This is a genomic window from Sphingomonas sp., assembly GCF_035998645.1.
Classification (GTDB): Bacteria; Pseudomonadota; Alphaproteobacteria; order Sphingomonadales; family Sphingomonadaceae; genus Sphingomonas.
Genome location: NZ_DASYHL010000002.1, coordinates 420,950 through 443,324 on the forward strand (window position 1 = coordinate 420,950; position 22,375 = coordinate 443,324).

Annotated in this window: 22 protein-coding genes; 11 read left to right on the forward strand and 11 right to left on the reverse strand. The window is 65.3% G+C overall.

Annotated features, from left to right (window positions below; translation table 11 throughout):
• Window positions 1-6 precede the first annotated feature (6 nt).
• Together VGN66_RS02320 and argH are read right to left on the reverse strand one after the other, a co-directional pair.
• Window positions 7-240 carry a lipoprotein gene (locus VGN66_RS02320; RefSeq protein ID WP_327517232.1) on the reverse strand — a complete coding sequence of 78 codons (234 nt, stop codon included), beginning with the start codon at window positions 238-240 and terminating at the stop codon, window positions 7-9.
• A gap of 2 nt (window positions 241-242) precedes the next feature.
• Window positions 243-1,613 carry an argininosuccinate lyase gene (gene argH, locus VGN66_RS02325; RefSeq protein WP_327517233.1) on the reverse strand — a complete coding sequence of 457 codons (1,371 nt, stop codon included), beginning with the start codon at window positions 1,611-1,613 and terminating at the stop codon, window positions 243-245.
• Window positions 1,614-1,629: 16 nt separating this feature from the next.
• Between argH and VGN66_RS02330 the strand changes: the two genes are divergently transcribed.
• Window positions 1,630-2,217 carry a TlpA disulfide reductase family protein gene (locus tag VGN66_RS02330; protein ID WP_327517234.1) on the forward strand — a complete coding sequence of 196 codons (588 nt, stop codon included), beginning with the start codon at window positions 1,630-1,632 and terminating at the stop codon, window positions 2,215-2,217.
• Between the two features lie 37 nt (window positions 2,218-2,254).
• Here VGN66_RS02330 and VGN66_RS02335 read toward each other — a convergent pair whose 3' ends face one another.
• Both VGN66_RS02335 and VGN66_RS02340 read right to left on the reverse strand, forming a co-directional pair.
• Window positions 2,255-2,689 carry a hypothetical protein gene (locus tag VGN66_RS02335; RefSeq protein ID WP_327517235.1) on the reverse strand — a complete coding sequence of 145 codons (435 nt, stop codon included), beginning with the start codon at window positions 2,687-2,689 and terminating at the stop codon, window positions 2,255-2,257.
• Window positions 2,690-2,778: 89 nt separating this feature from the next.
• Window positions 2,779-3,435: a TetR/AcrR family transcriptional regulator gene (locus VGN66_RS02340; RefSeq protein ID WP_224922019.1), complete on the reverse strand. Its 657-nt coding sequence runs from the start codon at window positions 3,433-3,435 to the stop codon at window positions 2,779-2,781.
• A gap of 106 nt (window positions 3,436-3,541) precedes the next feature.
• On the opposite strand from VGN66_RS02340, the gene VGN66_RS02345 reads away from it, so the two are divergent.
• Together VGN66_RS02345 and VGN66_RS02350 are read left to right on the forward strand one after the other, a co-directional pair.
• Window positions 3,542-5,767 (forward strand): TonB-dependent receptor, encoded by a 2,226-nt coding sequence (locus VGN66_RS02345; protein ID WP_327517236.1) that lies wholly within the window; start codon window positions 3,542-3,544, stop codon window positions 5,765-5,767.
• An 88-nt stretch (window positions 5,768-5,855) separates the two neighbouring features.
• The gene (locus VGN66_RS02350) at window positions 5,856-7,136 is read left to right on the forward strand and encodes an MFS transporter (RefSeq protein ID WP_327517237.1); all 1,281 of its coding nucleotides are present in this window, start codon (window positions 5,856-5,858) and stop codon (window positions 7,134-7,136) included.
• A gap of 135 nt (window positions 7,137-7,271) precedes the next feature.
• Here VGN66_RS02350 and VGN66_RS02355 read toward each other — a convergent pair whose 3' ends face one another.
• From VGN66_RS02355 to VGN66_RS02365, 3 genes are all read right to left on the reverse strand, one after another.
• Window positions 7,272-8,588, reverse strand: coding sequence for a dihydrolipoamide acetyltransferase family protein (locus VGN66_RS02355; protein ID WP_327517238.1), 1,317 nt, complete (start codon window positions 8,586-8,588; stop codon window positions 7,272-7,274).
• A 274-nt stretch (window positions 8,589-8,862) separates the two neighbouring features.
• Window positions 8,863-9,867 (reverse strand): alpha-ketoacid dehydrogenase subunit beta, encoded by a 1,005-nt coding sequence (locus VGN66_RS02360; RefSeq protein ID WP_327517566.1) that lies wholly within the window; start codon window positions 9,865-9,867, stop codon window positions 8,863-8,865.
• A 56-nt stretch (window positions 9,868-9,923) separates the two neighbouring features.
• Window positions 9,924-11,207 carry a 3-methyl-2-oxobutanoate dehydrogenase (2-methylpropanoyl-transferring) subunit alpha gene (locus VGN66_RS02365; RefSeq protein WP_327517239.1) on the reverse strand — a complete coding sequence of 428 codons (1,284 nt, stop codon included), beginning with the start codon at window positions 11,205-11,207 and terminating at the stop codon, window positions 9,924-9,926.
• A 246-nt stretch (window positions 11,208-11,453) separates the two neighbouring features.
• On the opposite strand from VGN66_RS02365, the gene VGN66_RS02370 reads away from it, so the two are divergent.
• Together VGN66_RS02370 and VGN66_RS02375 are read left to right on the forward strand one after the other, a co-directional pair.
• Window positions 11,454-12,389: a ribose-phosphate pyrophosphokinase gene (locus VGN66_RS02370; RefSeq protein WP_224922024.1), complete on the forward strand. Its 936-nt coding sequence runs from the start codon at window positions 11,454-11,456 to the stop codon at window positions 12,387-12,389.
• Between the two features lie 24 nt (window positions 12,390-12,413).
• Window positions 12,414-12,677, forward strand: coding sequence for a hypothetical protein (locus tag VGN66_RS02375; protein ID WP_327517240.1), 264 nt, complete (start codon window positions 12,414-12,416; stop codon window positions 12,675-12,677).
• A gap of 6 nt (window positions 12,678-12,683) precedes the next feature.
• On the opposite strand, the gene VGN66_RS02380 is transcribed toward VGN66_RS02375, so the two are convergent.
• On the reverse strand, window positions 12,684-13,430 hold the full coding sequence (locus VGN66_RS02380; protein ID WP_327517567.1) for a sulfite exporter TauE/SafE family protein: 747 nt from the start codon (window positions 13,428-13,430) through the stop codon (window positions 12,684-12,686).
• On the reverse strand, window positions 13,427-13,930 hold the full coding sequence (locus VGN66_RS02385) for a sterol desaturase family protein (RefSeq protein WP_327517241.1): 504 nt from the start codon (window positions 13,928-13,930) through the stop codon (window positions 13,427-13,429). Before VGN66_RS02385 ends, VGN66_RS02380 begins: the two co-directional genes overlap by 4 nt.
• A gap of 22 nt (window positions 13,931-13,952) precedes the next feature.
• Here VGN66_RS02385 and VGN66_RS02390 point away from each other — a divergent pair, with 22 nt between their 5' ends.
• From VGN66_RS02390 to VGN66_RS02410, 5 genes are all read left to right on the forward strand, one after another.
• Window positions 13,953-14,276 carry a hypothetical protein gene (locus VGN66_RS02390; RefSeq protein ID WP_327517242.1) on the forward strand — a complete coding sequence of 108 codons (324 nt, stop codon included), beginning with the start codon at window positions 13,953-13,955 and terminating at the stop codon, window positions 14,274-14,276.
• A gap of 128 nt (window positions 14,277-14,404) precedes the next feature.
• Window positions 14,405-15,604 carry an ADP-forming succinate--CoA ligase subunit beta gene (gene sucC, locus VGN66_RS02395; protein WP_327517243.1) on the forward strand — a complete coding sequence of 400 codons (1,200 nt, stop codon included), beginning with the start codon at window positions 14,405-14,407 and terminating at the stop codon, window positions 15,602-15,604.
• 188 nt (window positions 15,605-15,792) lie between these two features.
• Window positions 15,793-16,542: an electron transfer flavoprotein subunit beta/FixA family protein gene (locus VGN66_RS02400; protein WP_327517244.1), complete on the forward strand. Its 750-nt coding sequence runs from the start codon at window positions 15,793-15,795 to the stop codon at window positions 16,540-16,542.
• Window positions 16,539-17,465 (forward strand): electron transfer flavoprotein subunit alpha/FixB family protein, encoded by a 927-nt coding sequence (locus tag VGN66_RS02405; protein ID WP_327517245.1) that lies wholly within the window; start codon window positions 16,539-16,541, stop codon window positions 17,463-17,465. Before VGN66_RS02400 ends, VGN66_RS02405 begins: the two co-directional genes overlap by 4 nt.
• 109 nt (window positions 17,466-17,574) lie before the next feature.
• Window positions 17,575-18,420 (forward strand): sterol desaturase family protein, encoded by an 846-nt coding sequence (locus tag VGN66_RS02410; RefSeq protein ID WP_327517246.1) that lies wholly within the window; start codon window positions 17,575-17,577, stop codon window positions 18,418-18,420.
• 148 nt (window positions 18,421-18,568) lie between these two features.
• Here VGN66_RS02410 and VGN66_RS02415 read toward each other — a convergent pair whose 3' ends face one another.
• Together VGN66_RS02415 and nhaA are read right to left on the reverse strand one after the other, a co-directional pair.
• Complete coding sequence (locus VGN66_RS02415) at window positions 18,569-19,573, reverse strand: histone deacetylase family protein (RefSeq protein WP_327517247.1); 1,005 nt, start codon at window positions 19,571-19,573, stop codon at window positions 18,569-18,571.
• Window positions 19,573-20,808, reverse strand: coding sequence for a Na+/H+ antiporter NhaA (nhaA, locus tag VGN66_RS02420; RefSeq protein ID WP_327517248.1), 1,236 nt, complete (start codon window positions 20,806-20,808; stop codon window positions 19,573-19,575). Before nhaA ends, VGN66_RS02415 begins: the two co-directional genes overlap by 1 nt.
• Before the next feature lie 77 nt (window positions 20,809-20,885).
• Between nhaA and VGN66_RS02425 the strand changes: the two genes are divergently transcribed.
• Window positions 20,886-22,358 carry a DUF389 domain-containing protein gene (locus VGN66_RS02425; RefSeq protein WP_327517249.1) on the forward strand — a complete coding sequence of 491 codons (1,473 nt, stop codon included), beginning with the start codon at window positions 20,886-20,888 and terminating at the stop codon, window positions 22,356-22,358.
• Window positions 22,359-22,375 lie beyond the last annotated feature (17 nt).

A 22,375-nucleotide genomic window follows, 5' to 3' on the forward strand; every position in this document is an offset into this window, starting at 1 on the left:
ATCTTCTTATTGCGGCGGCAGGTCGAATTCGTCGCTGCGCCGTTCTTCTGAGCTGCGCAGCACTTCGTCGCTGCGCGTCGGTCGCGTCTGGGGCGGCGCCTTCGTCAGGTCTGCCGGTGCCGGCGTGGCCACCGCCCCAAAGGGTTTGGGCGGCAGCGACTCCCCGGCGGCCGGTTTCAGGTCGCCCCGATTGCCGCATGCGGCCAGCAGAAGCGCCGTGAAGACCACCAGGGTTCGCATATTCATTCTCCTCTTGCAGCCCGGGCGGCTGCAATCGCCTCACGCACCCGCGCCGGGGCCGTGCCGCCAAAACTCATCCGGCTCGCCACCGAAGCATCGACCGTCAATACGTCAAACACGCGCGCGTCGATACGCCCGTCAATCGCCTGCAATTCGGCCAGCTCCAGTTGGTCGAGCCGCACCCCCTTCGCCTCCGCCGCCGCGACCGCGCGGCCGGTGATGTGGTGCGCCTCACGGAACGGGATGCCCCCTTCGCGCACCAGCCAGTCGGCAAGGTCCGTGGCGGTGGCAAAGCCGCTTTCGGCGAGGCCGCGCATCCGGTCGGTGCGGAATGCCGCGCTCTCGACCATCCCGGTCATCGCCGCGATCGACAACGCGAGCAGGTCGTGCGCCTCGAACACCGGCGGCTTGTCGTCCTGCATGTCCTTGGAATAGGCGAGCGGTAGCCCCTTCATCGTGATCATCAGCGCGGTCAGGCACCCGACGATCCGCCCGCTATGCCCACGCACCAGCTCCGCCGCATCGGGGTTGCGCTTCTGCGGCATGATCGAGCTGCCGGTCGACCATTGGTCGCTCAGCTTGACGAAGCCGAACGGCTGGCTCGCCCAGATCACGAACTCTTCGGCAAGGCGGCTGAGGTGCAGCGAACACTGCGCCGCCGCCATCAGGTAATCGAGCGCGAAGTCGCGATCGCTGACCGCATCGAGCGAATTGCGCGTCGGCCCGTCAAAGCCCAGCGCCGCCGCCGTCATGTCCCGGTCGAGCGGAAAGCCCGTACCCGCCAGCGCCGCCGACCCGAGCGGGCAGCGATTGCCGCGCGCCCGTGCATCGCTGAACCGGCTGACATCGCGGCCGACCATCTCGAAATAGGCCATCAGATGATGCCCCAGCGTCACCGGCTGCGCGCTCTGGAGGTGCGTGAAGCCCGGCATCACGCTGTCGGCATGCTCCTGCGCCCGCGCCAACAGCGCGTCCTGCAGCGCGTCGAGCGCGGCTAGCACCTGATCGGTCGCATCGCGCACCCACAGGCGGAAGTCGGTCGCGACCTGATCGTTGCGGCTGCGCGCGGTATGCAGCCGCCCGGCAACCGGCCCGATCTTCTCCGCCAGCCGCGATTCGGTCAGCATATGAATGTCTTCGAGCGCCAGATCCTCCGGCACCCCATCGCGCGCATAGTCTTCGGCAACCGCGTCGAGCCCAGCGGAGATCGTCGCGGCGTCCTCCACCGACACGATGCCCTGCTGCCCCAGCATCGCGACATGCGCCTTCGATCCGGCGATATCCTGCGCCCACATTCGCTTGTCGAACGGGATGGATGCGTTAATCTCACGCATCACCGACGACGGGCCTTCGGAAAAGCGCCCGCCCCACATGGAATTGGAGCTTCCCTTGCGCTCGACGATCGCGCTTCTCCTTATACTGGGCCTTGGAATTGCCGGCTGCGATAGTGGCAAGCAACCGCAGCCGCAAGCAACCGCAACTGTCGCCGCCGAAAGCACGGCTGCGGCCGACAATGCGTCCGACGAACCCGAACGCGTCGGCACGGTCGACCGCAGCAAGCAGGGCGAGGCCGCGCCCGACTACGGCTTCCTCGATCCCGCGGGCAAGCCGGTGACGCTGGCGGCGTTCCGCGGCAAGCCTTTGCTGGTCAACCTCTGGGCCACCTGGTGCGCGCCATGCGTGCGCGAAATGCCGACGCTCGACCGACTCGCGGTGCGGGAAAAGGACAAGCTCCAGGTGCTGGTGATCAGCCAGGACCTCGACGGCGCGGCCAAGGTCACGCCCTTCTTCGAAAAGGCGAAATTCACCGCGCTCCAGCCCTATCTCGACCCCGATGTGAAGTTCTCGACCGGCTATGGCGTCAACCTGCCGACGACGATCCTCTACGACGCGCAGGGCAAGGAAGTCTGGCGGGTGTCCGGCGACATGGATTGGGACGGCGAGACGGCGGCGAAGTGGATCGCGGAGGCGGGCTAACGACTGAGATGCGTCCAGACCAAAATCGCGGACGCGTCTACCAATCTTCCTCCATCATCGCGTTCACCGCGTCGCCGATCGAACCCTCGTAACGGCGTTCTCGAAACGAAAGCGCCAAGCACTCGAATGTGGTGTCGTGAAACGGCAAAATATAGTGAGTCAGGCCCGAGTCAGCGCCGATTTCTCGCCTTAGCCATTCCGACTCGACCACGCGAAGGAAGGTGTAAGGTTCCCAACCTTTGCCATAGAGGTAATGGCCCTCTTCACCGGGCGGGCCGAACCGGGTCGCGATGCACTGTAAGAAGGAAATCGAGCCGACCTCATCACGATCCCCCCGCAGATAGAAGAAGAGCCGGGTGCCGGACTCCCATTGGACAACGGTTGGAAGCGGCGCTCCAAAGCTCCATTTCAGGTCGCATTCTTGCGGAACGGCGTATTCTTCGTTCCCAGCGGCCAGCTCAAAATTGTTCATGGCGCAGATGTGCCGTTGGGAACTTGAAAACGCAACGAGTGCGCATCCGGCTCTGACTATCCTCCCCCGCCAGGGGGAGGATTGAGAAGTTACCGAACCCCCAACCCACGCGCCAGCATCTCTGCCACCGTATCGGCGACCTCGGCCGCCTCGGCATCCTCGCTCCACACGCCGTAGCGCAGGCCCAGGAACACATTCATCCCCATGATCGCCCATGCGTGGACCTCGGACACGTCGGCGCGCACTTCGCCGCGTTCCGCCGCTGCCTTCAGCCGCTTTTCGATGCGCTCGGCGGTGGTCTGATAGTGCAGCCGGAAGCTCTCGGGATCGACGAACTCGGCCTCGTCGATGATGCGGTAGATTTCCTTGTGCTTGCGCACGAAGCCGATGAAGGTTTCAAGGCCCGCGCGCTCGGCGGCGATCTGCTCCGGCGCGGCGCGGATCGCGGGGGCGACATGTTCGCGCACCTGATCGCTCATGTCGCGCACCAGCGCGCGGAACACCGCGTCTTTCGAATCGAAATAGGTGTAGAAACTGCCCAGCGCCACGCCCGCGCGCCGCGTGATGCCGCTTACCGACCCGTCATGGAAGCCTTTCTCGCCAAACTCCGCTGCGGCGGCGTCGAGGATCGTGCGCAGCGTGCGGCGGCCGCGTGCGGTGCGTGGTTCCTTGCCCTCGCTCGCCGCGCTGTCGCCCAGATGCAGGGCGGGGGGCAGTGTGGCGGACTTGCCACGTTCTTGCGTCATTCGTCCCCTCCTTCATCCGGAAGTTGAAACCCGGTTCAGGTTTCACTATAGCGATGTTCAACCACTGACAAGGCCGGGGTTCGCCGGCCGATTTGGGGAGGAAAGCATGAAGCGTCTCTATCCGTCTGTCCGCACGATTCTGACCGCCAGCGCCGCGCTAAGCGCGCTCGCATCCGTTCCCGCCATTGCGCAGGACGCTCCGGCCGAGGCCGCCGCCGAAACCCAGGACAGCGGCGAAATCGTCGTCACCGCGCGCCGTCGTGAGGAAAGCCTGATCGACGTGCCGATCTCGATGTCGGTCGTCACCGGCGATTCGCTGGTCAAGAGCGGCGCGGCCGACATCACCGCGCTGCAGGACAAGACCCCGAACCTGACGCTGCAGATCGCGCGCGGCTCGAACTCGACCCTGATCGCGTTCAGCCGCGGCGTCGGCCAGCAGGATCCTTTGTGGGGCTTCGAACCCGGCGTCGCGCTGTATATCGACGATGTCTATGTCGCACGGCCCCAGGGTGCGGTGCTCGATATTTTCGACGTCGAGCGGGTCGAAGTGCTGCGCGGGCCGCAGGGCACGCTCTATGGCCGCAACACCATCGGTGGTGCCGTGAAGTACGTTACCCGCCGTCTGGGTAACGACTATAAGGCGTCGTTCCGCGGCTCGTACGGTTCGTACAACCAGATCGATCTGGTCGGGCAGGTCGTCGTGCCCGTCGGTGACACGCTGTCGCTCGGCGCGGCGGTTGCGCAATATTGGCGCGACGGCTTCGGCACCAACCTGACCACCGGCGCCGAGCATTACGACAAGAATGTGCTCGCCGCGCGCGTGTCGGCGGAGTTCACGCCGACCGACACCATCTTCGTGCGCGTCGCGGGCGACCGCGTGCTCGACCGGTCGAACCCGCGTCATGGCACCCGCCTGCTGCCCAATGGCGTCGATCCGATCTACGCCCCGACGGCCAGCGTCTATGACACCCGCGCCGGCATCGGCGACGACAACCGCGTCGAGACGCGCGGTGTTTCGGTGACCGGCGAGATCGGCCTGTCCGATGAACTGACCTTCAAGACGATCACCGCCTGGCGCGATGGCAACACCGACACGGTGATCGATTTCGACAACACGATCCTGCCGACGCTCGACATCCCGGCCGACTATTCGGACCGCCAGTTCACCCAGGAACTCCAGTTCCTGTATGAGGGCGAGCGGCTGCAGGGCGTGTTCGGCCTCTACTACCTCAACGGCCGCGCCAGCGGTGCATTCGACACCGTCGTCGGCCTCGCCAACCTGACCACGCTGACCGCGGGTGAGGTGTTCACCAAGAGCTATGCGGCGTTCGGCGATTTCAGCTTCGACGTGACCGATCAGTTCAAGATCTCGGCCGGCCTGCGCTACACCCGCGACGAGAAGACCGGCACGGTGTTCCGTCGCAACTATACCGGCATCCGGTCGCCGCGTTTCGGCAATGCCGCTGCGGTCCCCGGCCTGATCCGCTCGGACTATACCAACAGCCGCGATTTCGAGAAGCTGACCCCGCGCATCAGCCTCAGCTACCAGCCGACCGGCGACCTCAACCTCTATGCCAGCTATGGCAAGGGCTATAAGTCGGGCGGGTTCGACATGCGCGGTGACGCGATCCTGACGCCGACCACCGTCAACGGCTATGCGCCCGAGACGATCGACAGCTACGAACTCGGCATGAAGGGCGCGTTCCTCGACCGCACCCTGTTCGTGAACGTCGCCGGCTTCTTCTCGAACTACAAGGATCAGCAGGTCACCATTCAGGTGCCCGCTTTGCCCAGCGGCATCGCCAGCTTCGTCGACAACGCCGGCAAGGGCGAGATTTACGGCTTCGAGCTCGAAACCCGCATGGTCCCGTCGCGCCACTTCCAGGCGAGCGTCGTGGTCGGCTACACCAATGCCGACTACAAGGAGTTCTTCACCTTCATCGGCGGCGGCACCACCCCGGTCGATGTGTCGAACGCGCGCGCGTTCCAGAACACGCCCGAATGGACCGCCAACGCGTCGTTCACCTGGTCGAACGATGTCGCGGGTGGCGTGCTTGCCTTCACCCCGTCGGTCTCGCTGCGCAGCGATATCCAGATGTTCGAGCTGGCGACCCCGGCGCTGGATCAGGACGGCTATGCCCTGGTCGACGCTTCGCTCAACTGGACCTCGGGCGACGGCCGCTATCGCCTCGGCGTTGCGGCGCGCAACCTGACCGACGCGCGCTATCGCGTCGGCGGCTACAACTTCCCGGGCGCGCTCACCGGTAACTCGGTGATCGGCTATTACGGCCCGCCGCGCACCGTGACCGGCACGTTCGAGATCAAGTTCTGATCGCTTTCGTGCTTTGAGTTTGCCAGACTGATCGGGCCGGGCGTCGAAAAGGGGCGTCCGGCCCATTTTTTTGAGGGAGAGGGTACGGATGAGCGCCACGCAGGGAGCCGCGCCGACCGCACAGGGCCACGGCACGCCGGGCTATCGCGCCGCCGTGCTGGCGATGCTGCTGCTGGTCTATACCTTCAACTTCCTCGACCGACAGATCCTCGGCATCCTCGCCGTGCCGATCAAGGCGGACCTCGACCTCACCGATACCCAGCTCGGCGCGCTCGGCGGCATCGCCTTTGCCTTTCTCTATTCGACGCTCGGCGTGCCGCTCGCGCTGCTCGCCGATCGCACCAGCCGCACCTGGGTCGTGACGATCTCGCTTACTGTATGGAGCGGCTTTACCGCCCTGTGCGGCCTCGCCACCAGCTTCTGGACTTTGTTCCTCTATCGCCTTGGTGTCGGCGTCGGTGAAGCGGGCGGCGTCGCGCCCTCCTATGCGATCATCGCCGATTATTTCCCCCAGCATCAGCGCGCCCGCGCGCTCGCCATCTACTCGCTCGGCATCCCGATCGGCCTCGCCTCGGGCACGCTGCTCGGCGCGTGGATCGCGGCGACCGTCGACTGGCGCTGGGCGTTCATCGTCGTCGGCCTTGCCGGCGTCGTCATCGCCCCGTTCTTCCGCCTGATCGTCAAGGAACCGCCGCGCCCGGTCGCCACCACCGCCGCCGCGCGCGTGCCGGTCGGGCAGGTGTTCGGCATCCTCGCGAAGAAGCCCAGCTTCTGGCTGATGGCGATCGGCGCCGGGTTCAGCTCGATGTGCGGCTATGGCCTCGCTTTCTGGGCCCCGACCTTCTTCGTGCGCAGCTTCGGCTTCGATCTGTCGACGACCAGCTATTTCTTCGGATCGATCCTGCTCGTCGGCGGCACCATCGGCGTGTTCATGGGCGGCGTGCTCGCCGACCGGCTCGGCCACAGCGACCGCGGCGCTTATGCGAAACTGCCGGCGATCGCCTGGCTGATCTGCGTCCCGCTGTTCGCCGGCGGATTTCTCACCAACAACGTCACGCTGGCGTGGTTCCTGTTCCTGATCCCGAACGGCCTCAACATCCTGTGGCTCGGCCCGGTCACGACGGCGATCCAGAACCTCGTGCCCCCGCAGATGCGCGCGACCGCGAGCGCCAGCTTCCTGCTGATCAACAATCTGATCGGGTTGGGCGCCGGGTCATGGGCGATGGGCGCTATGTCGGACGCGATGACCGCGAGCTATGGCAACGAAGCGCTGCGCTACTCGGCGGTCGCGGTTTTGTCCTTCTATGTCATCGCCGCCGTGCTGATGCTGTTCGCCGTCCGCACGCTGCGCAAGGACTGGGTGGAGTAAGCGCTTTTGTTGTTTCAGCGTTGCTGAAACGGTTGCGGCACCGGCCCGCTCCCCCACCCGGCCACCCATAGAATACACTGTCGTTGGGTGGCCGGGTGGGGGAGCGGGCCGGTGCCGCGTCAGCGAAGCTGACAATCAATCAGCGAACAGCAACACCGGCGTCTCGAGCAGCTTGCGAAGCGCCTGAACATAGCTCGCCGCGTCCCAGCCATCGACGACGCGGTGGTCGCAGCTGATCGACAGGTTCATCAGCTTGGCGCGCACGATGTCGTCGCCGACAAAGACGGGGCGCTCGACGATCTTGTTCGGGCCGATGATCGCGACCTCAGGACGGTTGATCACGGGCGTCGTCGCGATGCCGCCGAGCGGGCCGAGCGAGGTGATCGTGATCGTCCCGCCCTGCAGCTCTTCCGACTTGATCTTGCCGGTGCGCGCCGCTTCGGCCAGGCGGCCGATCTCGCTCGCCAGCTGCCACACATTCATGTCTTGCGCGTCGCGGATGACGGGAACGGTCAGCCCCGCATCGGTCTGCGTCGCCATGCCCATATGGACCCGGCCGTGCCGCGTCACCACGCCGCCCTCATCGTCGTAGCGCGCGTTGAGCATCGGGAAGTCGGGCAGGGTGCGGCAGACCGCGACGATCAGGAACGGCAGCATCGTCAGCTTGGGCCGCGTGCCCCGATTGGCATTCAGATCGGCGCGCATCGCCTCCAGCGCGGTCATGTCGATCTCATCGACATAGGTGAAGTGCGGGATCGCGCGCTTCGCCGCCGCCATATTCTCGGCGATGCGGCGACGCATGCCGATGACCTTGACCGCCTCATCCTCGCGCGCACGGCTGGCGTGCGGCGCGTGGTACCCCTGACCGCTGCCATAGCGCAGATACGCGTCGAGGTCGGCGTGACGGATATGCTGCCCGTCGTGCTTCACCTCGGACAGGTCAACGCCGAGATCCTTGGCGCGCGCACGCACCGCGGGGGAAGCGAGGACGTGCTTCGCAGCAGGTGCCTGCTCCTCCGCTCCGTTTGCCCTGAGCTTGTCGAAGGGCTGCGCGATCACTTCAGTTGGGGCGGGTGCTTCGACAGGCTCAGCACGAACGGGTGCGGGGGCCTCGACCACTTCCGGAACCCCTGGCGTTTCCGCCTCGACCTGCTCTTCGACCGCCTCAGCCACCGGAGCTTCCGCAACCGGCGCTTCTTCTGCCACCGCCTCGTCGGTCTCCACCACCATCAGCGACGCGCCGATCGCAACCTGATCGCCGACTTCACCGGCCAGTTCGACCACAACGCCCGACACCGGCGATTCCATCTCGACGGTCGCCTTGTCGGTCATCATGTCGGCGACCTGCTGATCTTCCTCGATCCGGTCGCCCACCTTGACGTGCCAGGCCACGATCTCGGCCTCGGCGATGCCTTCGCCAATATCCGGAAGACGAAACGTAAAGCGCGCCATTAGGGGTGCATCCTTGCTATCGATAGGGTCGTGACGGAGCGCATTTTTGCGCACAGGTAGGAGCTAGGAGGGAGCGATGGACATCCATCGTGACCGACGACGCGACGCCGCTGTGCGCAAAAATGCGCCCGCCGCTTTGCGGTCGCCCGGAGAGGCCCGCTGGCCACGTCGCTTGCTTGCGCGTAGCTCCAGCTACGCGTCTGCGCTGCGCTTCTCGCCAGCGGGCCTCTCCGGGCGATCACGATCCCTATCGATAGCAAGGATGCACCCCCCATCAGTCCTTCAGGAGTTTCTTGAGCGCCTGTCCGATACGGACCGGCCCGGGGAAATAAGCCCATTCAAGGCTATGGGGATAAGGCGTGTCGAACCCGGTGACGCGCTCGACCGGCGCCTCGAGGTGATAGAAGCACCGCTCCTGCACCAGCGCCGACAGCTCCGCACCGAACCCGCCGGTGCGCGTCGCCTCATGCACCACCATGCAGCGGCCGGTCTTCTTGACCGATTCCTCGATCGTCTCGATGTCGAGCGGGACGAGCGTGCGCAGGTCGATGATCTCGGCGTCGATCCCCATTTCCTCGACCGTCGCCTTGGCGACATGCACCATCGTGCCATAGGCCAGGATCGTCAGCGCGTTGCCCGGCCGCACGATCGCCGCTTTGCCCAGCTCGATGCGGTAATAGCCCTCGGGCACCGCGCCGCCGGGATGCTTCGACCAGTTTTCCGCCGGGCGATCCCAATGCCCGTTGAACGGGCCGTTATAGATGCGCTTGGGCTCGAAGAAGATGACCGGATCATTGTCCTCGATCGACGCGATCAACAGCCCCTTGGCGTCGTACGGCGTCGACGGGATCACCGTCTTCACGCCCGACACATGGGTAAAGATGCCTTCGGGCGACTGGCTGTGCGTCTGGCCGCCGAAAATGCCGCCGCCAAACGGCGACCGCACCGTCAGCGGCGCGGTGAACTGCCCCGCCGAACGATAGCGCAGCCGCGCCGCCTCGCTCACCAGCTGGTCGAGCGCGGGGTAGATATAGTCGGCGAACTGAATCTCCGGCACCGGGCGCAGGCCATAGGCGCCCATGCCGATCGCCACGCCGATAATGCCGCATTCGGTGATCGGCGTATCGAACACGCGGGTCTTGCCGAACTTTTCCTGCAGGCCCGCGGTCGCGCGGAACACGCCGCCGAAATAGCCGACATCCTCGCCCATCACGATCACGTTCGGATCGCGCTCCATCATCACCGCCATCGCGGAGTTGATCGCCTGAATCATGTTCATGCGCGCACCGGCGCCGGCTTCGCCGATCTCGGCTTCGGTCACGATACCCTCGCCCATCACGACTTCCTCGCCCATGGTCGGCCGCTTGCCTCTTCCTCGTCGATCATCTGCTGGCGCTGCTCGCGCAGATGCCACGGCATTTCCTCGAACACCCCGTCGAACAGCGAATCGAGCGGCTGATGCAGGCCATGGCCGAGGATGCCGTTCTTCTCGGCTTCCTTCTGCGATGCCTTGACCAGCTCGGCGACCTCGCGGTCCTGCGCGGCGTGGCGTTCTTCGTCCCATTCGCCGATCGCAATCAGATGCGCCTTCAACCGCGCGACCGGATCGCCCAGCGGCCATGCGCTCGGTTCGCCCGCACTGCGATATTGCGTCGGATCGTCGGAGGTCGAATGACCCTCGGCGCGATAGGTGAAATGCTCGATCAGGGTCGGCCCCTGATTGGTCCGCGCACGCTCGGCCGCCCATTGCGTCGCGGCATAGACCGCCAGCGCGTCATTACCGTCGATGCGCAGCCCGGCCATGCCATAGCCGATCGCGCGCGCCGCAAAGGTCGTCGCTTCGGCTCCGGCAAAGCCCGAAAAGCTCGAAATTGCCCATTGGTTGTTGACGACGTTGAAGATGACCGGCGCCTTGTACACCGTCGCAAAGGTCATCGCCGAGTGGAAGTCGCCCTCCGCCGTCGATCCTTCCCCGCACCAGGTCGCGGCAATGCGCGTATCGCCCTTCGCCGCGCTCGCCATCGCCCAGCCCACTGCCTGCGGATATTGCGTGGTGAGGTTGCCGCTGATCGAGAAGAACCCGTCGTCGCGCGACGAATACATGATCGGCAGCTGCTTGCCCTGCAGCGCGTCGCCGCTGTTCGAATAGATCTGGTTCATCATCTGAACCAGGCTGTAGTTGCGCGCGATCAGGATGCCCTGCTGGCGATAGCTGGGGAAGCACATGTCGTCGCTGGCCAGCGCGTGCGTCGCGGCGATCGCCACCGCCTCTTCGCCGGTGCACTTCATGTAGAAGCTGGTCTTGCCCTGCCGCTGCGCGCGGAACATCCGCTCGTCGAACGCGCGGACCAGTGCCATGTCGCGCAGCATCTTGCGCAGCGTGTCGGGATCGAGGCGTGGGTTCCACGGCCCGACTGCCTGACCTTCATCGTCGAGCACGCGGATCAGCGTATAGGACAGGTCGTGGAAGCTCGCCGGATCGGCGGCGGTGTCGGGGCGGGGCTGGGCGCCGGCGGGCGGCACCTCCACTGCAGCGAAATCGACCGCATCGCCGGGCCGGAACTTGGGCTCCGGCACATGCAGGCTCAGCGGGGGCAGGTTGCGCGGGACGTCCGCCAATGCACTCTCCAGCAGCTAAAGGGCGTCCCCATCGCCTCGCAGCGTGCGGACATTCTATTTCAGCGCCCGATTATATTGTTTCAACGTGGCTGTCGAGATGGGACAGCAATGCTGTCCTGACTCGCCGTGTTTCCGCGTGGGACACTGTTGCGCGGACACGCTACTCCAAACGCCCTCTTTTCGCGAGCGATCCGCGATCCTAAGGGGAGACAATTCGATGACACTCGCCGGGGAGCGACGCGCACTATGAAACTGATGGCTGGCAACTCGAACCTGCCGCTCGCCCAGGCGATCGCCTCCTATCTCGAAATCCCGCTCACAAAGGCGAATGTCCGCCGCTTTGCGGATGAAGAGATTTTCGTCGAGATTCTCGAGAATGTGCGCGGCGAGGACGTGTTCGTGCTCCAGTCGACCGCATACCCCGCGAACGACAATCTGATGGAAATGCTGATCATGATCGATGCGCTGCGCCGCGCGTCGGCCCGTCGCATCACCGCAGTGCTCCCCTATTTCGGCTATGCCCGTCAGGACCGGAAGCCTGGGCCCCGCACCCCGATCTCGGCCAAGCTGGTCGCGAACCTGATCACCACTGCGGGTGCCAACCGCGTCCTCTCGGTCGATCTGCACGCCGGGCAGATTCAGGGCTTTTTCGACATCCCCACCGACAATCTGTTCGGCGCCCCGGTGATGAGCGAGGATATCAAGGCGCGCTTCTCCGACAAGAACCTGATGGTCGTCTCGCCCGACGTCGGCGGCGTGGTCCGCGCCCGCGCGCTCGCCAAGCGACTCGACAACGCCCCGCTCGCGATCGTCGACAAGCGCCGTGAAAAGGCCGGCGAATCGGAAGTGATGAACATCATCGGTGAGGTCGAGGGTCGCTTCTGCGTGCTGATCGACGACATCGTCGACTCGGCCGGCACCCTGTGCAACGCCGCCGCCGCGCTCAAGGCGGCCGGCGCCGAGGACGTCGTCGCCTATTGTACCCATGGCGTCCTGTCGGGCGGCGCGGTCGCGCGCGTCGATGGTTCGGCGCTGCGGGAGCTGGTCATCACCGACTCGATCGGCAACCATGACGTCGTGGGACAGGCCCAGCGCATCCGCCACCTCACCATCGCGCCGCTGCTCGCCGAGGCGATTCGCCGCATCGCGGATGAGTCTTCGGTGTCGTCGCTGTTTGACTGACCCGAGCAGGCGACGGGGCACGCGGTGAAGAAGGGACGTGGCCTCAAGCGCGCGGTGACTCCGCTGACACGGGAGCAGTTGGAATCGATGCCGACAGGCGCGCTGCTGGCACGCCTGAAGCGCTTGCGATGGTGTGAAGACAGCCCCGAAACAAGCGATCTTTCAGAGGATGAGCGAGCTACGGCGGCTCACCTGATCCTGTTCAAATCCGATCTTGCCTGGCGTCAGGCCTATGCCGACATGACGGACATTTTGGCTTGCCGGGAACATGTTGCCGCGAAGCCCTAGCCAGGGTCACCCCATCGCCTTCGCCACCAACACCACGCCGACGCCGATCATCAGCCAGTAGATCGCAGTATAAAACCGCTCCGGCGACACCCGCCGCACCAGCCATACGCCGGCAAAGGTGGACGCAATCGCCACCGGCATCAGTACCGCGCTGGTCCCCAGATTCTCGCCGGTGAACTGGCCCAACGCCAGATAGGCGGGCACCTTGATCCAGTTCACCGCGCCGAAGAACACGGCGGTGGTGCCGACCAGATAGGCGGGTGTCAGCTGGCGCGGCATCACCCACAGCTGCCAGGGCGGTGCCCCGGCATGGGCGATCTGGCTGGTAAAGCCCGATGCGACTCCGAACAGTGACCCGACCCAGCCGGGCGAGGTTGACGCCGCGCGCGCGCCCAGCCGATCCTTCCACAGCCGGTGTGCGCCGAACACGATCGAGATCACCCCGACCATCGCGAGCACGACGTCCGCCGACACGCTCGCTGCAAACCAATAGCCGAGCGCGATGCCGACGATCGCTCCCGCCAGCGTCCATCCCAGTACGAAATAATCGACCGTCCGCCGGAACGCCCAGATGCCGACCACGTCCTGCACGATCAGGATCGGCAACAGGATCGCCGCAGCGCGCACCGGATCGATGACAAAGGCAATCACCGGCAGCGACAGCGAACCCGCACCGGCAAACCCGCCCTTCGACAGCCCCAGCAGCACGACCGCCGGAACCGCGATCGCGTAAAAGATCGGGTCTGAAATCAGAACCGGCCGACCGGCTCACGCACCCCGGCATTGCCGCGCGCCTTGAGCTGCGCCTTCAGCTTCTCCGGCGGCGGGGCGTAGAGGAACCCGAAGCTGACCGTGCCATGCTTGGTCTCGACCACGTGGTGCAGCCGGTGCGCCTGGATGATCCGCTTCATATAGTCCGACTTGGGGATGTAGCGGGTGTTGAGACGCTTATGCACGATGATGTCGTGGAACCCGAAATAGATCGCGCCATAGGCCGCAATCCCCGCGCCGATCCACGCATAGCCCTGCCACCACCCCAGATGCACGCCGCCCAGCAGCAGGACGAACGATGGCACCGCAAAGATCACGGCGTACAGGTCGTTCAGCTCCCAATTGCCGGTGCGCGGCGAATGGTGGCTTTTATGCAGGAACCAGCCCGGCCCGTGCATCAGCCAGCGATGCGCGACATAGGCAAAGCCCTCCATGAGGGCGACGGTGAGCAGGAACAGCGCGATGCCGATTGCGGGACTCATGCGGGCGATATAGCGAGCCTCCATGTTCGATGCGAGACGCGTGTTTCCCCTGATTGCGGCTCTGACCGCACTTTCTGCCTGCGCGGTGCCCGAGGCGCGGCTGCGCACTGGCCTGATCAGCGCCGGCCTGCCCAAACCGCTCGCCGCGTGCATGGCCGAACGCATGGTCGACCGCCTCAGCCTCGCACAGTTGATGCGGATCGCCGACCTGCCCAAAGCGCGCGAAGCCGAGTCGCTCGACCGCTTCCTGCGCCGCGTCCGTGCGCTCGGCGACCCGGAGATCCTTGCGGTCGCCACCAGCTCGGGCGGATTATGCGCGACGGGGCTCGCGAAAGAGGTGCGCTAAGCCGCTGTTATCCGCCACCAGGCCCCCGTTATTGCAACTGCGTCGCAATCCCGAAGTCAAGAGATTTGATTCCGCCGCGCCCCTGTGCTTAAGCGGCGCGAAATTTGCTGCAACGCAAAGGGCGATCCATGAACATTCACGAATATCAGGCCAAGGAACTGCTGGCGAAGTACGGCGCGCCGATCGCGGCCGGCCATGCCGCCTTCACCGTCGAAGAGGCGGTTGAGGCTGCCAAGAAGCTCCCCGGACCGCTCTATGTCGTGAAGTCGCAGATCCACGCTGGCGGCCGCGGCAAGGGCAAGTTCAAGGAGCTCGCCCCCGAAGCAAAGGGCGGCGTCCGCCTCGCCTTCAGCCTCGATGAAGTCGAGTCGCACGCCAAGGACATGCTCGGCAACACGCTGGTGACGATCCAGACCGGCGACGCGGGCAAGCAGGTCAACCGCCTGTACGTCACCGACGGCGCCGACATCGACAAGGAATTCTACCTCGCGCTCCTCGTCGATCGCGCCACCAGCAAGGTTGCCTTCGTCGTCTCGACCGAAGGTGGCATGGACATCGAAGAGGTCGCGCATTCGACCCCTGAAAAGATCCAGAGCTTCTCGGTCGATCCCGCGACCGGCTTCATGCCGCATCACGGCCGCACCGTCGCCGCCGCGCTCGGCCTGACCGGCGACCAGGCGAAGCAGGCGGCCAAGGTCGCGTCGGCGCTCTACGCCGCGTTCCTCGCCACCGATGCCGAGCAGATCGAAATCAACCCGCTCGCGCTGACCGAGCAGGGCAACCTCCTCGTCCTCGACGCCAAGGTCGGCTTCGACGGCAACGCCATGTTCCGCCACAAGGACCTGATGGAACTGCGCGACGAGACCGAGGAAGATCCCGCCGAGCTCGAGGCGTCGAAGTATGACCTCGCCTACATCAAGCTCGACGGCGACATCGGCTGCATGGTCAACGGCGCGGGCCTTGCCATGGCGACGATGGACATCATCAAGCTGAACGGCATGTTCCCGGCCAACTTCCTCGACGTCGGCGGCGGCGCGAACAAGGAAAAGGTGACGGCGGCGTTCAAGATCATCCTCGCCGATCCTGCGGTGAAGGGCATCCTCGTCAACATCTTCGGCGGGATCATGAAGTGCGACATCATCGCCGAGGGCATCGTCGCCGCGGCGAAGGAAGTGAACCTGTCGGTTCCGCTGGTCGTCCGCCTCGAAGGCACCAATGTCGAGCAGGGCAAGGCGATCCTCGCCAATTCGGGCCTCGCCATCGTTCCTGCCAACGATCTGGGCGACGCGGCGAAGAAGATTGTGGCGGAGGTTCAGTCGGCTGCTTGATCGCGGCCCCCTGAACACCCATTGAAAGGGGGTCTGGCGCGTCATCCGCGTCGGACCCCTTTTTCGTTCGCGCAATGACGCTACGGCAATCGTATGATTCCATACCGGACTTGCGAAAACGGCAAAAACCCTTCTAGGGACGGACAGACTCGAAGCCTTAAAATGACGCGATTGGAGCGGAGGACGCGATGAAAGTGCTGGTGCCGGTCAAGCGTGTGCTTGACTATAACGTAAAGCCCCGCGTGAAGGCGGACGGAACGGGCGTGGATCTTGCCAACGTCAAGATGAGCATGAACCCGTTCGACGAGATCGCGGTCGAAGAAGCGATTCGCCTGAAGGAAAAGGGCGTGGCGACCGAGATCGTCGTGGTCTCGATCGGCGAGCAAAAGGCTCAGGAAACGCTGCGTACCGCGCTGGCGATGGGCGCCGACCGCGCGATCCTGATCACCACCGAAGGTCCGGTCGAGCCGCTCGGCGTCGCCAAGCTGCTCGCCAAGGTCGCTGAGGAAGAGCAGCCCGGCCTGATCATCCTCGGAAAACAGGCGATCGACGACGACAACAACCAGACCGGCCAGATGCTCGGCGCACTGCTCGGCTGGGGCCAGGGCACTTTCGCCAGCAAGGTCGAAGTGTCGGGCGACAGCGTCGATGTGACCCGCGAAGTCGATGGCGGCCTCGAAACCGTCAAGCTCAAGACCCCGGCGATCGTCACCACCGATCTCCGCCTGAACGAGCCGCGTTACGCCTCGCTGCCCAACATCATGAAGGCCAAGAGCAAGCCGCTCGCGGCCAAGACCCCGGCCGATTACGGCGTCGACGTGACGCCGCGCCTGTCGGTGGTGAAGGTCGTCGAACCGGCCAAGCGCACTGCGGGCGTCAAGGTTGCGGATGTGGACGAGCTTGTCGGCAAGCTCAAGGCACTGGGAGTTGTGGCATGAGCGTTCTGGTCTGGGTCGAACATGACAATGCGTCGGTAAAGGACGCAACGCTCGCGGCCGTCACCGCTGCGGGCAAGCTGGGCGACGTCGTCGCTCTGGTCGCGGGCTCGGGCGCGCAGGGTGCCGCCGACGCCGCCGCAAAGATCGCGGGCGTCAGCAAGGTGCTGCTCGCCGACGACGCGGCCTATGCCAATGCGCTCGCCGAGAATGTCGCGCCGCTGATCGCCGATCTGATGGCCGGCTATGACGCCTTCGTCGCGCCCGCCACCACCACCGGCAAGAACATCGCGCCGCGCGTGGCTGCGCTGCTCGACGTGATGCAGATCAGCGAAGTCGTGGGAATCGAGGGCGACCAGTTCACCCGCCCGATTTACGCCGGCAACGCGATCGCCACCGTCACCTCGTCGGATGCCAAGAAGGTGCTGACCGTGCGCGGCACCGCCTTCGACAAGGCGGCGACCGAGGGCGGCAGCGCATCGGTCGAAACCGTCTCGGGCGCAGGCGACAAGGGTCTGTCGAGCTTCGTCGGATCGGAAATCGCCAAGAGCGAGCGCCCCGAACTGACCAGCGCCAAGATCATCGTCTCGGGCGGCCGCGCGCTCGGCTCGGGCGAGCAGTTCCACGCGATGATCGACCCGCTCGCCGACAAGCTCGGTGCCGCGGTCGGCGCCAGCCGCGCTGCGGTCGATGCGGGCTATGCTCCCAACGACTATCAGGTCGGCCAGACCGGCAAGATCGTCGCCCCGGAAGTCTATGTCGCGGTCGGCATCTCGGGCGCGATCCAGCATCTCGCCGGGATGAAGGACAGCAAGACGATCATCGCGATCAACAAGGACGAAGACGCCCCGATCTTCCAGGTCGCGGACATCGGCCTGGTCGGCGACCTGTTCAAGGTCGTCCCGGAGCTGACCGAGAAGCTGTAAGCTGATCGCAGGAGTACAAGGAAGGCGCCGCTGGCCACTGGGTCGGCGGCGCCTTTCGTTTGGATGCGGTGTTTACCACCTGTTTGCTCATGAACATTATCCACAAGACGTGGAAATCGCGTCGCTATTCGCTCTGTTTCGAGAGCAACTGCTCGCCTGGGGCGTGATTCTCACCCTCGTAACCGTGTTTGAATTGATAAACCCGCGTGAACGCCAGGCCCTGCGCGGTCGGCTGGCGGGGGCGGGCTTCTGGATCGTGTCGATTGCGCTTTCGGCGATTCTCGCCACCCTGTTCGGGGCGGCTTGGCGCGCGGTGGGCGTGGAGCCGCTGTTCGCGCTCCCTGCGCTTGAGCCTGTGCTCGGTCATCCGCTCGCCGCCGCGATCGCTGCGGGCGTGCTGGCGGCGCTGGTTCATGATTTTTTCTTTTACTGGTATCATCGGGTCCAACACCGCTGGCTTTGGCGCTGGCATGCAGTTCATCATTCGGTCCGCGATCTGAGTGCGGTGAATTCATACCATCATCTCAGCGAAGGCCTGCTCTCGCTGGTCCTGCTGCAACTCCCACTCACCCTGATGATCTCGGAAATCGGGCCAACCCTTCCCCTGGTCACTGCGATCCTCTGGTGCCATATCGTTTGGATCCACTCGCCGACGCGCGTGACCTTGGGGCCGTTGCGGTGGGTTTTGGTCGACAACCGCTTCCACCGCATCCATCATTCGTTGGAAGAGCGCCACTTTGACAAGAATTTCGGTGCGTTCACGACGCTGTGGGACCGGATTTTCGGCACATGTCACATGCCCTGCCCGGATGAGTGGCCGGACGTCGGACTTGCCGACGTGGCACAGCCAATGGGGCTTGCAGATTGGCTAAACCTGCCTGCTCGGTTGAAAAGCGGTGCGTTTGCTGTTCCCGAACTTGGGCCGGACGCTGCGATCCTCGCCAGAGACAAGTAAGGCCCGTCGCTTGCGCGGCGGGCCTCCCTGGACGATCCGTTCCTGCGAAGGTTCGGTTCGTCTAAATGCTCTTTCTTTCGATCAAGCAGGACAACAACGCCCCCGGATCGCGATTGGTTCCACGCCCCGCGAAAAAAATTCGCGCGCCTCAGAACCCGCTCAAAAAGCTCGCAACATTCGCCCCCAGCGCATCGATCGCATAACCGCCCTCCATCACGATCGCGGTCGGCAGGCCGGCTGCGGCGACGTCACGCCCCAGCACCGCATAGTCCGCTGTCTCCAGCGCGAACTGCGAAATCGGGTCGCCGACGAACGTATCCGCACCGAAACTGACCAGCAGGAACTCCGCGCCCGATGCCGCAATCGCCGCCAGCGCCCGCTCCTGCGCGCGGCGGAACGCATCGATTTTCGTGCCCCGTGGCAAAGGCAGGTTCAGCGTTGCACCCTCGCCGTCGCCCTCGCCAGCCTCATCGGCATGGCCCCAGTAGAACGGGAAATCCGTCGCCGGGTCGGCATGGATCGAGGCAAAGAACACGTCGCCGCGCTCCCAGAAGATATCCTGCGTGCCGTTGCCGTGATGATAGTCGATATCGAGGATCGCGACCCGCCCCACCCCGGCATCGCGCGCCGCCTGCGCCGCGACCGCAACATGGTTGAGGTAGCAATATCCGCCCAGATAATCCGCGCCCGCATGATGCCCCGGCGGCCGCGACAGCGCAAACGCCGTCCGCTCGCCGTCCAGCACGGCATGCGTCGCCGCCAGCGCGCTCTGCACGCTGCGATAGCTCGCGCCCCAGGTGTCGGCGGTCAGCGGCGTCGATGCGTCGATGCTGTACTGCCCCGCCAGCGCGTCGATCCGGTCGAGCTTCAGCGCGCGCTTGCGCACCGTCGGCCAGATATAGCCCATGACATCGCCCGGCCGCCCCGCCTCCGCCCAGCGCGCAGGCGCAGTCTTGAGGAACTCGATATAGCCCGCATCATGCACCGCCCGGATCGGCGCCTCGCCGCGATCCTGCGGCAGCTCGGTCGAACCCAGCGTCGCCGCGATCGCCGCCGCCCGCGCGGGCGTTTCGGCATAGGGCACGAACGCCCCATTATGCAGCTCGCGCGCCGGGGCATGCGCCAGCTGGCCAGGGTCGTAGAAGCAGCGCATCAGGCGACCAGATCGGCGTCGCCCTTGCCGCCTTCGCGCCAGCGTGGCGCGAACCGCAGGATGGTATAGCCGATCACCGCCGACAGGATCGAACCGGTCAGCACGCCGATCTTCACCTCGTCCACCAGCAACTCATTGCCGGGGAAGGCGAGGCCACCGATGAACAGGCTCATCGTAAAGCCAATGCCGCACAGCATCGCCACGGCATAGATCTGCACCCAGGTCGCTCCGCCCGGGGGCGACGCAAAGCGCAGCTTCGCCGCCAGCCAGATGCTTCCGAAAATGCCGAACTGCTTGCCCAGGAACAGGCCCGCCGCAATGCCCAGCGGCAGCGGTTCGAGCAGGATTGCAGGCGACATGCCGGTCAGGCTGACGCCGGCATTGGCAAAGCCGAACACGGGCACGATCGCATAGGCGACCCATGGCGCGAGTGCATGCTCGAGCTTGTGCAGCGGCGACTCGGTATCGTCGCACGCGCCCGGACTGGTCGTGATCGGCACCATCATCGCGGTCAGCACGCCCGCAATCGTCGCGTGCACCCCCGACATGAACACGAAATACCACAAAGCCGCGCCCAGCAGCAGATAGGGCGTCAACTTCTTCACCCCGCTGCGGTTGAGCACGTACATGGTGGCCATCACCAGCGCGCCAAGCGCGAGGTACAGCGTCGACAGCTCGGCGGTATAGGCAATCGCGATGATCGCCACCGCACCCATGTCATCGACGATCGCCACGGTGGTCAGGAACAGCTTGAGCGAGGCGGGTGCGCGGCTGCCGAGCAATGCCAGCACGCCGATTGCGAACGCGATGTCGGTCGCCGCCGGGATTGCCCAGCCATTAACCAGCGGCCCGCTCCATCCGGTGATGAACAGATAGACCAGCGCCGGCCCGACCATCCCCGCTGCCGCTGCGACGATCGGCAAACGGCGATGCTCCCAGGTGGCGAGCTGCCCGTCGATAAACTCGCGCTTGATCTCAAGCCCGACGAACAGAAAGAAGATCGCCATCAGCGCATCGTTGATCCACAGATGCACCGTCATCGACCCGTATTTCGGGCTGATCACCGGCCCGGTGTCCAGATGGAGCAGGTGGAAATAGGCTTCGGAAAGTCCCGGCAGATTGGCGACGATCATCGCCAGCGCCGCGGCGGCCATCAGGATGATGCCGCCCGCGGCCTCACTCTTCAGAAAGGTGCGCAGCACCGATCGTCCTGCCTGGTCGTTCCGCGCGGCCATGAACTTCCCCTGTGATTGCGGTTCACCCCCTGCCTAACGGCTGGAACCGCCGGGGCAAACCCCTTACAGCCCACCCGATGAGCATCGCATTGTTGAAGCCCGATAATCCGGTCGTCGCCTGGTGGCGGACGCGGGTGATCGCCACGGTCGACCATGTCGATGTCGTCGAAAAGGTGCGCGACGACGCCGGCTTCACCGGCCGCTATGCCTTCATGACCTTGATGTCGGCGGGCATCGCAGTGCTCGGGCTCCTGCTCTCTTCGCCAGCAGTGGTGATCGGCGCGATGCTGATCTCGCCGCTGATGGGGCCGATCATCGGCCTGGGCTTCGGCCTCGCCACGTTCGATTGGGACGAGATTCGCACCTCGGCCATTGCGGTTGCGCTCGGCGTCCTGATCGCGATCCTGTTCACCGCGCTGCTGGTGCTCGTGTCCCCGATTCAGAATGTGACGACCGAAATCGCCGCGCGCACCCGTCCCAATTTGTTCGACCTGCTCGTCGCGCTCTTCTCGGCGCTGGCCGGAGCCTATGCAATGATCCGGGGCAGGGCAGGCACGGTGGTCGGCGTCGCCATCGCCACCGCATTGATGCCACCGATCGCGGTGGTCGGCTTTGGCCTTGCCACCTGGAACTGGACAGTCTTCGCCGGCTCGCTGCTGCTGTTCCTGACCAACCTCATCACCATCGCGGTCGCCGCCGCCGTCGTCGCGCGGCTCTATGGCTTTGGCTCGCACCTCTCGCCCCAGCATACGATGCTCCAGACGATCGTCGTCACCATCGCGCTCGCCGCCTTCGCGATTCCGCTCGGGCTGGTCCTCGTCCAGCTCGGCTGGGAGGCCAATGCCTCGCGCCAGATCCGCGAAGTCATCAGCAGCGAGTTCGAGGGGGTCGCGCGCCTGAGCCAGGTCGATATCGACTATCAGGCCGAACCCGTCCGCGTCACCGCCACCGTGCTGACGCCCCAGCTGCGCGCCGAGGCCGAGCGCCGCGCCACCGCAGTGTTGCGCGAGCTGATCGGCCGCCCGGTCGCGGTCGAACTCGAACAGATCCGCGTCGGCACCGGCGCCCAGGCCGAAGCAGCGCAGGTCGCCGCCGCACAGGCCTCCAGCGCCACCGCCGCCAACCGCCTCGCCGCGCGCGCACAGGAACAGCTCGCGCTGATCGCCGGGGTCAAGGTCGATGCGGTGCTGCTCGACCGCGACAATCGCCGCGCCGTGGTCAACGCGACCCCGCTGCCCGGCGCGAACCTCGCCGCCTATCGCGCGCTCGAAACCCGCGTCGCGGCTGGCGTGCAAGGCTGGACCGTCACCCTGATCCCGCCCGTCGCCGCGCTCCCCGACATCGCGGTCGCGGACGACAAGCCCAACGCCGACGCGCTCGCCACCGCAATCTGGGCGGCGCAGCGGATCAAGCTGCCGATCGGCGTGTCGGGCAGCGGCGCGCAGATTGTGGTCGATGCTCTCACGCAAGCCGGCGTCGAAGCCAGCGTCACCGGTAACGGCAACAGCGCCGCCCGCCTGCGCTGGCTCGCGCCGGAAGAGGCCGAATAAAATCCTCCCCGGCACGG